The 13,806-nt window shown below is 74.3% G+C and carries 11 protein-coding genes; 6 read left to right on the top strand and 5 right to left on the bottom strand.

All coding sequences use genetic code 11. From position 1 onward, the window contains the following. Positions 1-94: 94 nt before the first annotated feature. Positions 95-1,759, bottom strand: a complete 1,665-nt coding sequence (locus tag NQU55_RS00060; RefSeq protein ID WP_168094758.1) for a hypothetical protein — start codon at positions 1,757-1,759, stop codon at positions 95-97. 659 nt (positions 1,760-2,418) lie between these two features. On the opposite strand from NQU55_RS00060, the gene NQU55_RS00065 reads away from it, so the two are divergent. Then, the gene (locus NQU55_RS00065) at positions 2,419-3,045 is read left to right on the top strand and encodes a YigZ family protein (protein ID WP_168094757.1); all 627 of its coding nucleotides are present in this window, start codon (positions 2,419-2,421) and stop codon (positions 3,043-3,045) included. 200 nt (positions 3,046-3,245) lie between these two features. On the opposite strand, the gene NQU55_RS00070 is transcribed toward NQU55_RS00065, so the two are convergent. Then, a complete protein-coding gene (locus NQU55_RS00070) occupies positions 3,246-4,217 on the bottom strand; it encodes a polysaccharide deacetylase family protein (RefSeq protein WP_168094756.1) in 972 nt (323 codons plus the stop codon). A 99-nt stretch (positions 4,218-4,316) separates the two neighbouring features. Here NQU55_RS00070 and NQU55_RS00075 point away from each other — a divergent pair, with 99 nt between their 5' ends. Beyond that, complete coding sequence (locus NQU55_RS00075; protein ID WP_168094755.1) at positions 4,317-5,486, top strand: exonuclease SbcCD subunit D; 1,170 nt, start codon at positions 4,317-4,319, stop codon at positions 5,484-5,486. After that, a complete protein-coding gene (locus tag NQU55_RS00080) occupies positions 5,483-8,647 on the top strand; it encodes an AAA family ATPase (protein WP_256789322.1) in 3,165 nt (1,054 codons plus the stop codon). Before NQU55_RS00075 ends, NQU55_RS00080 begins: the two co-directional genes overlap by 4 nt. A 160-nt stretch (positions 8,648-8,807) precedes the next feature. Here the strand turns inward: NQU55_RS00080 and NQU55_RS00085 are convergent, their stop codons facing one another. Next, positions 8,808-9,254 carry an Lrp/AsnC family transcriptional regulator gene (locus tag NQU55_RS00085; RefSeq protein ID WP_168091412.1) on the bottom strand — a complete coding sequence of 149 codons (447 nt, stop codon included), beginning with the start codon at positions 9,252-9,254 and terminating at the stop codon, positions 8,808-8,810. A 94-nt stretch (positions 9,255-9,348) separates the two neighbouring features. On the opposite strand from NQU55_RS00085, the gene NQU55_RS00090 reads away from it, so the two are divergent. The 3 genes from NQU55_RS00090 (at position 9,349) to NQU55_RS00100 (ending at position 10,547) form a co-directional block, all read left to right on the top strand. Beyond that, entirely contained in the window at positions 9,349-9,867 is a 519-nt protein-coding gene (locus tag NQU55_RS00090) for a rhodanese-like domain-containing protein (RefSeq protein ID WP_168091411.1), read from the top strand. 78 nt (positions 9,868-9,945) lie between these two features. Next, positions 9,946-10,176 (top strand): type II TA system antitoxin, ParD family, encoded by a 231-nt coding sequence (locus tag NQU55_RS00095; protein ID WP_058041442.1) that lies wholly within the window; start codon positions 9,946-9,948, stop codon positions 10,174-10,176. Then, on the top strand, positions 10,176-10,547 hold the full coding sequence (locus NQU55_RS00100; RefSeq protein ID WP_058041443.1) for a hypothetical protein: 372 nt from the start codon (positions 10,176-10,178) through the stop codon (positions 10,545-10,547). Before NQU55_RS00095 ends, NQU55_RS00100 begins: the two co-directional genes overlap by 1 nt. Before the next feature lie 91 nt (positions 10,548-10,638). On the opposite strand, the gene NQU55_RS00105 is transcribed toward NQU55_RS00100, so the two are convergent. Together NQU55_RS00105 and NQU55_RS00110 are read right to left on the bottom strand one after the other, a co-directional pair. Then, the gene (locus NQU55_RS00105; RefSeq protein ID WP_168091410.1) at positions 10,639-12,324 is read right to left on the bottom strand and encodes a DUF885 domain-containing protein; all 1,686 of its coding nucleotides are present in this window, start codon (positions 12,322-12,324) and stop codon (positions 10,639-10,641) included. A gap of 73 nt (positions 12,325-12,397) precedes the next feature. Beyond that, positions 12,398-13,762, bottom strand: a complete 1,365-nt coding sequence (locus tag NQU55_RS00110; RefSeq protein WP_168091409.1) for a GNAT family N-acetyltransferase — start codon at positions 13,760-13,762, stop codon at positions 12,398-12,400. Between the last annotated feature and the right edge of the window lie 44 nt (positions 13,763-13,806).

Consider the following 13,806-nt stretch of genomic DNA (forward strand, 5'->3'; position numbering starts at 1 on the left):
ACACGGCCACAGACCCTCGGCGCCACGGGCCTGATAGAGCTCACCGCGGAAGACAGCGACCTCGCCCTTGACCGGGGAGAGTTGGCCCACGGGGTCAGCCATAGTATTTCCACAGCCTTTCGTTCTTGTCGAAGAAGCCGACGGCCTCTTCGGTGCCATCGTCATGCATGAGCCAGATCTCAGCATCGTGGGGGAAGCCGGTGGGCTCGGCCATCCACTCCGGGACACCCCCGCCGGTGTAGCCGGTGCCCAGGAACGGATGAAGATAGGCCAGTCCCTCGCTCCGGCCGGTCATGCGGGCGACCTGGTCGGCCCGCTCCTGGTCGCCGACGGCGCCGAAAGACGGCTCGGCACGCATGTCGTTCGGTGCCGGGAAGCGCAGCTGGTACGTCTCGGACGCGCCCGGTGGGACCGCGGACCAGCCGGCGCCGCCATCGTCAAGAGCGAGCCCGTCGCGCAGTTGGTCCATGCTGCGCAGGTCGGCGGTGTCACAGCCGCGCGCGATGGAGCCGACGAACTGGCCGGGCCTGAATTTGTCGTCCTCGTCGGACGGTGTGAAGTTCTCCAGGTAGGCCTGCGCGCGCTCGGGCGTGACCACCTTGGTCACCATTTGGCCCTCGCCGAGCTTGATCGCGTCACGGACCCCGACCACCTCACGGGCCTGCTCATCCGTCAGCTCGTTGGTCCGGCTGATCCGGAGCTTGTCGTGCTCGGAGCGGTCCAGGCCGCGTGCGCCCAACTCGTCATCGAGCTCATCCTGGTAGTTGGGGCCGTCGCGCAGCGCGTCGTTGCCGTACCGCCCTTCCGAAGCCTCATCGACCGGGCCCAAGGCATCCGCAGGCTCGCCCTGCGACTCATCACCCGGGTTCGGAGCATCGTCCGCCTGCTCGGCGCCCGCGTCCTGCGCGACTGCGGGGGCTGTCTCGGAATCCGCGTCCGCCGCGTCAACGGGTTCCGGGGCAGCATCGTCGGACTGCTCAGCCTCCGGATCCGGAGCGCCGGATTCTTCTCCGTCCGTGGGTTCTGGTGCGTCTGCCGGGCCTATGCCGGAATCTGCGTCCTCAGCGGTCGTCGCTTCCGGGGCGTCAGCATTCCATCGCTCGGCTTCCGGTTCCGGAGTCTCGGCTTGCTCGGGCGAACTGTCGGATTCCTCTACGGCCTCCGACTCCGGGGCCTCGTCCGCTTCGTCGGTACCCGTGTCTTCGGCACTCGCTTCCTCGGCACCCGTTTCCCGTGAGTCCTGCGCATCCGTCGGTTCCGGAGCATCGGCGTCGGGTCGCTCGGGCCCCGGTTCCGGCGCGTCGGTCTTCTCCGGTGTGCGGTCGGCTTCCTCCGCGCCCACCGGTTCTGGGGCGTCGTCCGTCTGCTCGGGGTCCGGGGTGCGTGAGTCCGTCGGTTCTGGAGCGTCCGCCGGGCTCGGGTCGGAGTCCGCGCCGTCAGCGCTCGCCGGTTCCGGGGCGTCACCGTCCGTGCTCGCCGGTTCCGGGATGTCGGCTTTCGGCTGCTCGGATTGCGGCTGTGGCGCGTCGCTGTTCTCCGGCGCGTTGTCCGGTTCCTCCGCGGCCGCCGGATCCGGGGCGTCGTCCGACTGCTCGGCATCCGAGGCGCGCCCGCCCGTGGGTGCCGGGGCGTCCGCCGGGCCCGTACCGGAGTCCGCATCCGCCGCATCCGTCGCCCTCACCGGTTCCGGGGCGTCGACGGGCTCGGGCGGCGGGGCCTCTTGGGGCGGCGGGGGCTGCTCGGGCCGACGGTCGCTCATGATCAACATTCTGACACGGCCACGTCAAAGCGTTTGGATTCGGGCGTACGGGGACCCCCGCGCGCGATTCCCGTGCCGTGAGCGTTTGTGCCCTGGCCACCGGACCGGTGGCCAGGGCACAAACGCGAAAGACGATGGTCGGGCGGCAGGGCCGGCCGTGACCGGCCGTGCGCGGACGCAGGTGAGGGCGGCCGTGCCTTCGTGCGTCGTCACCTTGTCCTCGGCGGGCGGGTTGAGGATGCTTCGGCCCAGTCGATTCCGCAGTAGACCAAGTCATTCCTCTCTTTGAGCATGAGCTGTTTGCGCTGGTCACGAGCGCATGCGGGCCACGCAGCGACCTGATTCCAGGACTCGGCAAGAGGCCGGTCCGCCACCTCGCTAGCCGGTCAATGAGTCGACAGCACGGAAGGTGGTGGCGGTCATGAAGACGCCGGACGCCGTCGCTCTGCACTGAGGCATCGAGCGCCCGGCAGCCAATAGGCATCCGCCCGGCGCCCGCACGACCGCCACCACCACCAGCACGAGGACCGTCCGCACGGTCCAGCCGGAGGCCTCACGAGCCCGGCTCAATCAAGGCATCGTGGTCCTCAGCACTCGAACAACCCCCACAGGGCCCGTGCGCCTCACAGGGATCGTTCAGACGGAATTAGGCTGGCGGGATGACGGAGCAGTACCGGACGGTCGCGCGCGAGGGCGTGCACGAGATCGAGATCAGCAAGTCGCGCTTCATCTGCGCGCTCGCGCCAGCCGCCACCGAGGAGGAGGCGCAGGCGTTCATCGCGCGCATCCGCAAGGAGCACCCCACCGCCCGCCACCACTGCTTCGCCTACGTGCTGGGCGCCGACGGCTCCGTGCAGAAGGCCAGCGACGACGGCGAGCCGGGCGGCACCGCGGGCGTGCCCATGCTGCAGATGCTGCTCCGCCGCGAGGTCCGTTACGCCGTCGCCGTCGTCACCCGCTATTTCGGTGGCGTCAAGCTCGGCGCGGGCGGGCTGATCCGCGCGTACGGGGGCGTGGTCGGCGAGGCCCTGGACGTGCTCGGCACCGTCACCCGGCAGCGCTTCCGGCTGGCGTCCGTGACCGTCGACCACCAGCGCGCCGGCAAGCTGGAGAACGACCTGCGGGCGACCGGGCGGGCCGTGCGCGAAGTGAGCTACGGCGCCGAGGTCCGCATCGAGGTGGGACTGCCCGAGGCGGACGTCGAGGGCTTCCGCGCCTGGCTCGCCGACATCACCGCCGGCGCCGCCCGCTTCGAACTGGGCGGGGAGGCCTACGGGGACGCCTGAGCCCCGCCCGGTTCCGAGTCCCGTCCGGTTCGAGTCCCGTCCGGTTCTGAGTCCCGTCCGGCTCCGGGGCCCGCCCGGTTCCGGGGCCCGCACGGCCTCGGGGCCGCCCCTTCCCGCGCCGGGGAGTCCCGGCCGGGCCCCGCCCCTTCCCGAGCCGGGAAACCCCGGCCCGCCCGTCCCCGCCGCCGGCCGCATCAGGATCAGGCATAGTCCTCCAGCCGCGCCAGCGCGTACCCCTGCTCCGTGAGCTTGCGCAGCACCGTCCGCAGCATGTCGCACATGGTGCCGCCCCAGGCCCTGGGCCCGTTGAAGTGGGTCAGGATGATGTCGCCGGGGTGGAACTGCTGGTCGTCGTGGCGGAAGTCGATCCGGTCCGCGAAGGCCTCCTCGTTCCACAGGGGCGCGGCCTGTATGCCGCAGTCCTCGGCGACGGCGAGGGTGTCGGCGTCGAAGTCGCCGAATGGCGGGCGGAAGAGCGTCGGTGTGACGCCTATCTCACGTTCCAGGATCTCCTGCTGGCCGCAGATCTCGTTGTACTTCTCGTCCTCGGAGACGTGGTTCAGCTGCGGGTGGCGCAGCGTGTGGTTCTGGATGGAGACGCCGAGGGCGTGCAGGTCGCGGAAGTAGCCGTAGTCCTCGGCCGCGGACTCGTCGGTGAGGAAGGCGGACAGCGGCACCTGCAGCTCCCGCACCATGTCCAGGAACTCCCGGTCCTTCGCCGCGCCGTCGTCGATCGTCAGGAAGGCGATCTTCTCGGTGGTCGGCACGGAGGCGGGCGCCGGGATCAGCCCCGATCCCTTGTCCGCCCACTCCGGCGTGGACAGCTCGGGCTTCTCCTTCGGCGGGGGAGGTGCGACGAGCGGAGGCTGGTCCAGGCCCCAGCGCTGCGAGGCGGAGAGCCGCTGCTCGGGGGTCAGTTTCGCCTTGGGCACCGGTGGCGGCTGCTCCCGTGCCTGCTGGTGGGGGTGGCCCGGCCGCTGCCCGAGGCCGGCCGCGTCCCGGCCGTCCCCGGTGCCGGGCAGGGAGCCGTTCCGGGACGCGCACGCGGCTCCGACGGCGAGCAGCAGGACGGCGATCAGCACCAGGGTGAGGGGGCGCGGGGTGCGGCGGCGTATGGAGCTGCGGGCACCGCCGCCGTGCCGCCGCCCGAAGCCGTTTCGTATAAGTCGCATATTTCCGGATCCTTTCAGCGGGTTGCCGCGCCCGCCCGCCCGGTTCACCCATCGGGGCCATGCCCCGCCACCCGCCCGCAGATGGAACACTTGGGGCCCGTGAGGATCCTGCATACGTCCGACTGGCACCTGGGCCGCTCGTTTCACCGGGTGAACCTGCTGGACGCCCAGCGCGACTTCATCGGCCACCTCGTCCGCACCGTCCGGGACGAGCGGGTCGACGTGGTGCTCGTCGCGGGCGACGTCTACGACCGGGCGGTCCCCCCGCTCGGCGCCGTCGCCCTCTTCGACGAGGCGCTGCACCGCCTCGCGGACCTCGGCGTGCCCACCGTCATGATCTCCGGCAACCACGACTCCTCCCGCCGTCTCGGCGTCGGCGCGGGGCTCCTCGACCGGGCCGGCATCCACCTGCGCACCGACCCCGCCGGCTGCGCCACCCCCGTCGTCCTCACCGACGCCCACGGCGACGTCGCCTTCTACGGGCTGCCCTACCTCGAGCCCGCCCTCGTCCGCGAGCAGCTGGGAGCCGAGCGCGCCGGCCACACGGCCGTGCTGGAAGCCGCCATGGCCCGCGTCCGCGCCGACCTCGCCGCGCGGCCCGCCGGCACCCGCTCCGTCGTCCTCGCGCACGCCTTCGTCACCGGCGGCACCACCAGCGACAGCGAGCGCGACATCACCGTCGGCGGCGTCGCCCAGGTCCCCGCCGCCGTCTTCGACGGCGTCGACTACGCCGCCCTCGGCCACCTCCACGGCTGCCAGACCATCACCGAGCGCGTCCGCTACTCCGGATCACCGCTCGCCTACTCCTTCTCCGAGACCGATCACCGCAAATCCATGTGGCTGATCGACCTGGACGCCGCCGGAGCCGTGACCGCCGAACGCCTCGACTGCCCCGTGCCACGCCCGCTCGCCCGCATCCGCGGCCGCCTCGACGACCTGCTGCAGGACCCGCAGCACGCCCGCCACGAGGACGCCTGGGTCGAGGCCACCCTCACCGACCCCCACCGCCCGGACGAACCCATGGCCCGGCTCGCCGCCCGCTTCCCCCACGTCCTCAGCCTCGTCCTCGACCCCGAACGAACCCCCCAGGACCCCCTCGCCTCCTACGCGCGGCGCCTGCGCGACCGCACCGACCAGGAGATCGCCGAGGACTTCGTCGCCCACGTCCGCGACGGCCTGGGACCCGACGACGCCGAACGCGAGATCCTCACCGGCGCCCTCGACCACGTACGGCTGGCCGCGGCCGGCGAGGAAGCGGGGACCCGATGAGGCTGCACCGGCTGACCCTCACCGCCTTCGGCCCCTTCGGCGGCACCCAGACCATCGACTTCGACGCGCTCTCCGCCGACGGCCTCTTCCTCTTCCACGGCCCCACCGGAGCCGGCAAGACCTCCGTCCTCGACGCCGTCTGCTACGCCCTCTACAACGAGGTGCCCGGCACCCGCCAGGGCAGCGGCGCCCCCGTGCTGCGCAGCGACCACGCCGCCGACGGCACCCTCACCCAGGTCGTGCTCGACCTCACCGTCGGCGGACGGCGGCTGGAGATCACCCGCCGCCCCGAGCAGCTGCGCCGCAAGAAGAAGGGCACCGGCTTCACCAAGGAACGGGCCACGAGCGAACTGCGCGAACACCGCTCCGGGGCGTGGGAGCCCCTCAGCCGCTCCCACCAGGAGATCGGCGAGGAGATCAAACAGCTGCTCGGCATGAGCCGGGAGCAGTTCTGCCAGGTCGTCCTGCTGCCCCAGGGCGAGTTCGCCCGCTTCCTCGGCGCCAAGGACACCGCCCGCGGCGAGCTCCTCGGCAGGCTCTTCGACACCGGCCGCTTCGGCGCCGTCGAGAAGCGCCTCGCGGAGCTGCGCCGGGCCGCCGAGGCCGGCGTACGGGCCGGCGACGACGGCCTGCTCGCCCTCGCCCACCGGATGCGCCAGGCCGCCGGAGACCCCTCCCTGCCCGAGGTGGGCACGCCCGCGCCCGCCACGGCGACCGGGGGCGGCACCACCGCACCCGCCGGCCGCGCCCGCGACGGCGTCCCGGCACCCCGCACCGCGTCCCGTCGCCCGGCCGCCGTCGCCGGGCAGGCCGTCCCGGCCCAGCGCGCCGCCGCGGCCCCCGCCCCGCTCACCCCCGGCGACCCCGGCCTCGCCGAAGCCGTCCTGGAGTGGGCCGCCCTCGCCCGCAGCAGCGCCCGGGAACGCCGGGACATCGCCGTCGTCGCCGCGCGCACCGCCGAGCACGCCCACCGCTCCGCCCAGGAACACGCCGACGCCGTACGCGAACTCGCCCGCCTCCAGCACCGCCACGCCCGGGCCCGCGAGCGCGCCGACGCCCTCGCCGCCCGGAGCGACGCCCACGAGGCGGCCCGCGAAAGGATGCGGCAGGCCCTCGCCGCCGACGGCGTCGTCCCCCTCCTGGACCTGCGCGCCGAAGCCGAGCGGGCCCACCGCACCGCCGTCGCCGCCGAGCAGCGCATCCGCGCGGCGCTCCCCGAAGGACAGCAGGAAGCAGGCGCCGGGCAGCTCGCCGCACGGGAGCGGAGCCTGCGCGAAGAGCTCGGCTCGCTGTCGGCCGCCCGCCGCGCCGAGGAGCGCGCCGACGCCATCGCGGTCCAGCTGCGCGCACTGGAGCGCGAGGCCCGCACCGACGAGGACGAGCTCGCCGAGGCCGACGCCTGGCTCGACGGCTGGGACGCCCTGCGCGACGCCTGCGAACGGCGCGTGGAGACCGCCCACACCGAAGCCACCCGGGCCGTCCGCCTGGAAGCCGAGACCGGCCCCCTCCGCACGCGGCTGGCCGCCGCCCGCGACCGCGACCGCCTCACCGGCGACGCCGCCGCGGGCGAGCAGCGGCTGACGGACGCCCGCGAGAACGCCGTCACCGCCCGCACCACCTGGCTCGACCTCAAGGAACGCCGCCTGGACGGCATCGCCGCCGAGCTCGCGGGCGGGCTCGCGCCCGGCACCGCCTGCAAGGTGTGCGGAGCCACCGAACACCCCGACCCGGCCCGGGCCGAGGCCGGCCGCGTCGACCGCGCCGACGAGGAGGCCGCGCTGGCCGCCTTCCAGCGCGCCGACACCCGGCGCGAGGAGGCCGCCCGCGAGCTCCAGGGACTCCGGGACGCCCTCGCCCGCGCCGAGGCCGACGCCGGCGGAGCCACCGCGGCCGAGCTCGAAGCGCTCGCCGCCGACCTCGGCCGCTCCCTGGCCGAGGCCCGCACGGCGGGCGCCGACCTGCACCCGGCCCAGGAGGCGCTCCGGCGGGCCGAGCGCGAGCACGACCTGCGCCGCGAGGCCCGGCAGGCCGCCCTGACCCGGATCACCGCGCGCACCACGCGCCGCGAACAGCTCGACCACGACCTGGCCGCCCTGGAGGAGGAACTGGCCCGGGCCCGCGGCGGCGAGGAGTCCGTCGCCCGTAGGGCCGCCCACCTGGAACGGCAACTGGACGTCCTGGCCGGCGCCGTCGAAGCCGTCCGCGCCGCCGCGGACGCGGCCGACAGGCTGAAGGAGGCCGACGCCCGGCTCGCCGACGCCGCCTTCCGCGCCGGCTTCGGCAACCCCGCACTCGCGGAAGAGGCCGTGCTCGGCCCGGCGGCCCGGCGCGAGCTGCAGGAGCGCCTCGACGCCCGGGCCCGCGAAGAGGCCGCCGTGGCCGCCGAACTCGCCGACCCGCAGACCGTGGACGCCGCCGCCCGCCCCGCCGCCGCACCGGAAGCCGCGGCCGCGGCCCTCGCCGCCGCGACCGCCCGCCTGCGCGAGGCCTCCTCCGCCGAAGCCGCCGCCCGCACCCGCTGCCAGGAGCTGGACCGGCTCTCCGCCACGGCCGTCACCGACGCCCGCCGGCTCGCCCCGCTGCGCGAGGAGTACCACCGCGTGGCGGAGCTGGCGGCGCTCGCCGCGGGCACCTCCACCCGCAACGAACGCCGGATGCGCCTGGAGTCGTACGTCCTGGCCGCCCGCCTCGAACAGGTCGCGGCCGCCGCGACCGCCCGGCTGCGGCGCATGTCCGCCGGCCGCTACACCCTCGTCCACTCCGACGCCCGCGCCGGCGGCAACGCCCGCTCCGGCCTCGGCCTGCACGTGATCGACCACTGGACGGGCAAGGAGCGCGACACCGCCACGCTCTCCGGCGGCGAGACCTTCTTCGTCTCACTCGCCCTCGCCCTGGGCCTCGCCGACGTCGTCACGGAGGAGGCGGGCGGCGTCCGCCTGGACACCCTCTTCATCGACGAGGGCTTCGGCAGCCTCGACGAGCAGACCCTGGACGAGGTGCTGGACGTCCTGGACTCGCTGCGCGAACGGGACCGCGCCGTCGGCATCGTCAGCCACGTCGCCGACCTGCGCCGGCGCGTGCCCGCCCAGCTGCGGGTGGTCAAGGGCCGCGCGGGCTCGGCCGTCCGGCACGAGGTCGCCGGCGCCGGCCCGCACGACTGAGCACGCCGTAACGGGGCGGGGCCCCGGTCCACGCCGTAACGGGGCGGGGCCCCGGTCCACGCCGTAACGGGGCGGGGCCCCGGTCCGCGCCGGGCCGGGCCGGGAGTGCACCTCAAGCCCGGCCCGAGCCGCACCGGGCCCGTCACGGACGCGGCCGGCTTCAGCGGCCGATCGCGCGCCGCGGCAGCGGTGAGGAGTACACGACGCTGGTCGTCACCGACCCCAGCGCGCCGATCCGCCCCGCCACCTCCTCCAGGTGCCGCATCGACCGGGCCGCGACCTTGATCACGAAGCAGTCGTCGCCGGTGACGTGGTGGGCCTCCAGGATCTCCGGCGTGCTCTCCAGCAGGTCGTGGAAGGGCTTGTAGTTGCCGTTGGGGTAGCGCAGCCGGACGAAGGCCAGGACGGGCATGCCCAGCTTCTCGGGGTCGACGACGGCCGTGTAGCCGCCGATGACGCCCGCCTCCTCCAGTCGGCGCACCCGCTCGGTGACGGCGCTGGAGGACATGTTCACGATCCGCGCCAGCTCGGCGTAGCCGGCGCGTCCGTTGTGCTGCAGGGCGTCGAGGATGCGCCAGTCGGTGGCGTCGGGGGAATAGCCGGTCATGGGCGATGTTTAGCAGTGAAATCCCTGGTAACTCAAGAGTTTTGCCGAGGAATGACGGTTCTGCTCAGTGATCTTGCGCCGTAGATTCATGGTCATGAACACCACCGCCCTCACCGCCGCCCCCACCGCTGACCCCGCTGCCGCCGCTCCCGCCGCGAGCCGCGTCATGGCCGTGCCGCCCGCGCCCTCCGCCGACGCCGCCGCGTACTTCGCCGCCCGGCTCGCCTTCCACACCGACGTCGCCGACGTGCACGCCGCCCTCGCCGAGGGCGCCGCGGACTTCGTCGTCGTGGACTCGCGCTCCACCGCGGCCTGGGACCAGGGCCACGTCCCCGGCGCCGTCCACCTGCCCACGGCACAGATCCCGCAGCTGGCCCGGCAGTTCCTCGACCCCGCCGTCCCCGTCGTCGTCTACTGCTGGGGCCCCGGCTGCGACGGCGCCACCCGCGCCGCCCTGGCCCTCGCCCGGCTCGGCCACCGCGTCAAGGAGATGCTGGGCGGCATCGAGTACTGGATCCGCGAGGGATACGCGGTGGAGACCGCCGGCGGCACCCGGCAGCTCCCGGCGGACCCGCTCACCGCCCCGCTCGACGCGGACGACTGCGGCTGCTGACCGGCCGGGCGCGCGCCCCGCGCACGAAGTCCGCCCGCGCCGCTGCCGCCCGCGGTACTCGGCCGGTACCGTGGGGACATGCCGGCACTCAACATCGAATTCACGGAAGAGGAACTCGCGGCCATCCGCGAGGCCGCTGCCGCGGACGGCAAGAGCATCAAGGCGTACGTGCACGACCTGTCCGTGCGCGAGCAGCAGCGCCGCCGCTTCGTGGAGCGCGCCGCCAAGTTCTGGAACGAGCACGTGGCGGAGTTCGACGCCGCCTTCCCCGAGGAGGCTCCGCCGTCCACGGGTGGTGCGGCTGCCTGATGTCGCTGCTCATCGATCTGCCCTGGCTCCTCGGCGTACAGGAGCAGAAGCTGTACGAAGAGCCCGCCGTCCACGACTACACCGCCCTCGCCGCCGCCGTCTCGCGGCACGCCTTCGACGTGGCGAAGTTCGACCACGAGCCCGACGCCGCCTGGCGCGCGGCCGCCCTGATGCACACCCTCGTCCGCCTGCAGCCGCTGCCCGTGCGCAGCAGCCTGTACGCGTGCATGGTCGTCGTGGCCTACATGGCCGCGGCCGGCGAGGGTATCGACCCGCCGTACGGGTCGATAGTCGACCTCGCGCGCGACATCAAGGAGTACCGCGTCGACGTCTACGAGTGCGCCGACCGGATCCGGACCTGGCGGATCTGAGAGACCCGGAATATCGGCCGGAAGATCTGAACGTTCCGAAGGTTCCGAAGGCGAATGGGGGGGGCGGGCCCGGCGGCCCGCCCCCTCGCCGTCACAGCACGGACAGCTCGGCCACCAGGTCGTCCAGGCCCAGCGAGCCCTGCGACAGTGCCGCCATGTGCCAGGCCTTGGCGTCGAAGGCGGCGCCGTGCGCGGCGCGGGCCGCGTCGCGGCCGGCCAGCCAGGCCCGCTCGCCCAGCTTGTAGCCGGTCGCCTGGCCCGGCATGCCGAGGTAGCGCACGAGCTCGCTCTCGACGAAGTCCGCGGGGCGGCCGCTGTGCATGCCGAAGAACTCCTGCGCCAGCTCCGGCGTCCAGCGCTCGCCCGGGTGGAAGGGGGAGTCCGCGGGGATCTCCAGCTCCAGGTGCATGCCGATGTCGACGATCACGCGGGTGGAGCGCATCATCTGGGCGTCGAGGTAGCCCAGCCGGTGCTCGGGGTCGGTGAGGAAGCCCAGTTCGTCCATGAGCCGCTCCGCGTACAGCGCCCAGCCCTCGGCGTTGGCGCTGACCCCGCCGAGGGTGACCTGGTAGCGCGAGAGCTGCTCGGCCACGTGCATCCACTGCGCGAGCTGGAGGTGGTGGCCCGGGACGCCCTCGTGGTACCAGGTGGACACCAGGTCGTAGACGGGGAAGCGGGTCTGGCCCATGGTCGGCAGCCACGTGCGGCCCGGGCGGGAGAAGTCCTCCGACGGCTCGGAGTAGTACGGGGCCGCCGCGCCGCCGGGCGGGGCGATGCGGGACTCGACGCGCTTGACCCGCTCGGCCAGCTCGAAGTGGGTGCCGTCCAGCGCCTCGATGGCCCCGTCCATCAGCTCCTGCAGCCAGACGCGGACCTCCTCGACGCCCTCGATGTGCGTGCCGTGCTCGTCGAGATGGGCCAGCGCCTCCCACGGCGTCCTCGCGCCGGGCAGCACCTTCTCCGCCTCGGTGCGCATCTCGCCGAGGATGCGGTGGAACTCCGACCAGCCGTACGCGTAGGCCTCGTTGAGGTCGAGGTCCGTGCCGTTCCAGTAGCGCGACCAGCGGGCGTAGCGCTCGCGCCCGATGACCTCCGGGGCCCCTTCGACGCCCGGCGCGTAGACGTCGCGCAGCCAGTCGCGCAGCACGGCGAGACCGCCCGTCGCGACGGCCGCCGCCGCGTCCAGCTCGGCGCGCAGCTCCTCGGGGCCCTCCGCGGTGAAGTCGCCGAACCAGCCGTTGCCGGTGCCGATCCACTCCTCCAGCTGCGTGAGGTTGGTGGCGACCTGGCGCGGCCCGGCGGGCAGCTTGCGCTCCAGGCCCTCGGCGAGCGAGGCCCGGTAGCCCTCCAGGGCCGCGGGGACGGCCCGCAGCCGCTCGGCGATCGCCGCCCAGTCCTCGGCGGTGTCGGCCGGCATCATGGTGAACACCTCGCGCACCGAGTGCAGCGGCGAGTGGATGTTGCTGACGGCGCGCAGGTGCTCGTCCGCGTCGTGCACCGCGAGCTGGGCGGTGAGGCGCTCGCGCAGCAGGCGGGCGCAGCGGCGCTCGATGCCGGAGTCGGCGCCGGGCTGCCGCTCGGCCTCGGCGAGGCGGTCGAGGGTGGTGCGCGCGAGGTCGGCGACGGCCTGCTGCCCCGCGGGGGAGAAGTCCGGCAGCCGCGTCGCGGACCCCGCAACTCCGAGATAGGTGCCCGTGATGGGGTCGAGTTCGGTGTACGCGTCGACGTAGGCGTCGGCGACCTGGCGGGGAAGCGGGGTGATCGTCTCGTTCGGCATGCGGACATCCTCGTACGGCGGGGCGTGCGGCGTCACCGGCATTTCGTGCTCCGTGCCGGGCTCCGGCGGAATGTCACGATGTGGGCGGGGACACCGGGACGCGGGCCGGGGCGAGCCGGGCGGTGATGACGAGCGTGCCCTCCTCGACCTGGTAGTCCAGCGGCAGGTCCAGCGCCCGCATCGCCGCGACCATGCCCGTGTTGGACGACCGCGTGACGGCGTAGACGCTGCCGCAGCCGGCGTCCACGGCCAGGCCGACCAGGCGGCCGAGGAGTTCGCCGCCGACGCCGCGGCGCTGCCACTGGTCCTCGACGAGCAGGGCGACCTCCGTCTCGTCGCCGTCCCACAGCAGGTGGCCCAGGGCGACCAGGCGGCCCGTGGCGGTGTACGCGGCCAGGGTGCGGCCGAAGCGCGGGCTCAGCAGGTGGCGCAGGTAGCGGTCGGCGTCGCCCACGGGCCCGTGGTAGCGCTGGGCGAGCGTGGCGGGGGAGCAGCGCTCGTGCATGGCGCGCGCCGCGTCCAGGTCGCCCGCGTCGGCGCGGCGCACGGTGATCGCGTTGCCCTCGGGCAGGGTGAGCACGACGGCGCGCGGCGGGACGCGCGGGCCGAGGCGGGCGTCGAGCTCCACCAGGGCGCGGGCCCGGGCGAACTCGGTGGGCGTGAACGGCAGGTAGGGGCGCTCGATGGTGATGGAGCCGCCCGCGGGGTCGCGCAGGCGCATCACGGTCCCCTCCCACGTCCCTTCCGCCGGAACGGGCTCGGCAGGGGCGCCGCCGCGCGGCGAGCGGGCCGGGACGGAGCGGATCGTGCAGCGGCCGAACAGCCGGCGCAGGGCGAGGGGGAGTTCCGCGGCGTCGAGCGCCGTGCGGGTGGCGAGGTTGAGGACCCGGGTGGGGGCGTCCACGAGGTCGTGGGCGTCGGCCCGCTCCAGCCAGGTGTCGCTGCCTCCGCCGGTGGCCGCGGCGTCCGAGAGGTCGCGGGCGGCCAGGGCCCCCGGTGCCCGCAGCAGCAGCTCGTCGACGACGCCGTCGGCCAGGGGGTGCGTCTGCAGGGAGAGGATGTCGACGCCGTGCCGGGCGAGGGCCGAGCAGAGCGCGGCCAGGCTGCCGGGCTCGTCGCGCACGGTCGTGCGCATCCGCCACAAGGTGGTGGTGCCCGCTTCCGGTGTGTCCTGCGCCGGGGCGCGGCCGGAGTGCGCGGCGGCCGGCGGGGCCGGGGGAGCGTGGTGGTGCCGGCGCGCCCACCAGGTGTGGAAGGCCGTCGTGGCCAGCAGGGCGGCGGCCGAGGAGACGAGCAGGAGGGGTCCGTCGGGACCGTGTGCGACGGTGTCGGCCAGGGTGTCGGCGGCGGCGACCGCGGTGAACAGGGCGGCCAGTTCGACCAGGTCCCGCCGCCAGTGATGGGCGCGGTGGGGCTTCGCGGTGGTCTCGTCCGTCATGGGCACCACCTTGACGGAGGGGTGTTGCGTGATCACGAACAGTC

The organism is Streptomyces telluris (assembly GCF_024519335.1).
In the GTDB taxonomy this organism is placed as follows: Bacteria; Actinomycetota; Actinomycetes; order Streptomycetales; family Streptomycetaceae; genus Streptomyces; species Streptomyces telluris.

What these genes read in the sequence shown, in the direction of transcription:
- NQU55_RS00060 (WP_168094758.1), bottom strand. Translation starts at nt 1,759, where the DNA reads ATGAGCGACCGTCGGCCCGAGCAGCCCCCGCCGCCCCAAGAGGCCCCG.
- NQU55_RS00065 (WP_168094757.1), top strand. Translation starts at nt 2,419, where the DNA reads ATGACGGAGCAGTACCGGACGGTCGCGCGCGAGGGCGTGCACGAGATC.
- NQU55_RS00070 (WP_168094756.1), bottom strand. Translation starts at nt 4,217, where the DNA reads ATGCGACTTATACGAAACGGCTTCGGGCGGCGGCACGGCGGCGGTGCC.
- NQU55_RS00080 (WP_256789322.1), top strand. Translation starts at nt 5,483, where the DNA reads ATGAGGCTGCACCGGCTGACCCTCACCGCCTTCGGCCCCTTCGGCGGC.
- NQU55_RS00085 (WP_168091412.1), bottom strand. Translation starts at nt 9,254, where the DNA reads ATGACCGGCTATTCCCCCGACGCCACCGACTGGCGCATCCTCGACGCC.
- NQU55_RS00090 (WP_168091411.1), top strand. Translation starts at nt 9,349, where the DNA reads ATGAACACCACCGCCCTCACCGCCGCCCCCACCGCTGACCCCGCTGCC.
- NQU55_RS00095 (WP_058041442.1), top strand. Translation starts at nt 9,946, where the DNA reads ATGCCGGCACTCAACATCGAATTCACGGAAGAGGAACTCGCGGCCATC.
- NQU55_RS00100 (WP_058041443.1), top strand. Translation starts at nt 10,176, where the DNA reads ATGTCGCTGCTCATCGATCTGCCCTGGCTCCTCGGCGTACAGGAGCAG.
- NQU55_RS00105 (WP_168091410.1), bottom strand. Translation starts at nt 12,324, where the DNA reads ATGCCGAACGAGACGATCACCCCGCTTCCCCGCCAGGTCGCCGACGCC.
- NQU55_RS00110 (WP_168091409.1), bottom strand. Translation starts at nt 13,762, where the DNA reads ATGACGGACGAGACCACCGCGAAGCCCCACCGCGCCCATCACTGGCGG.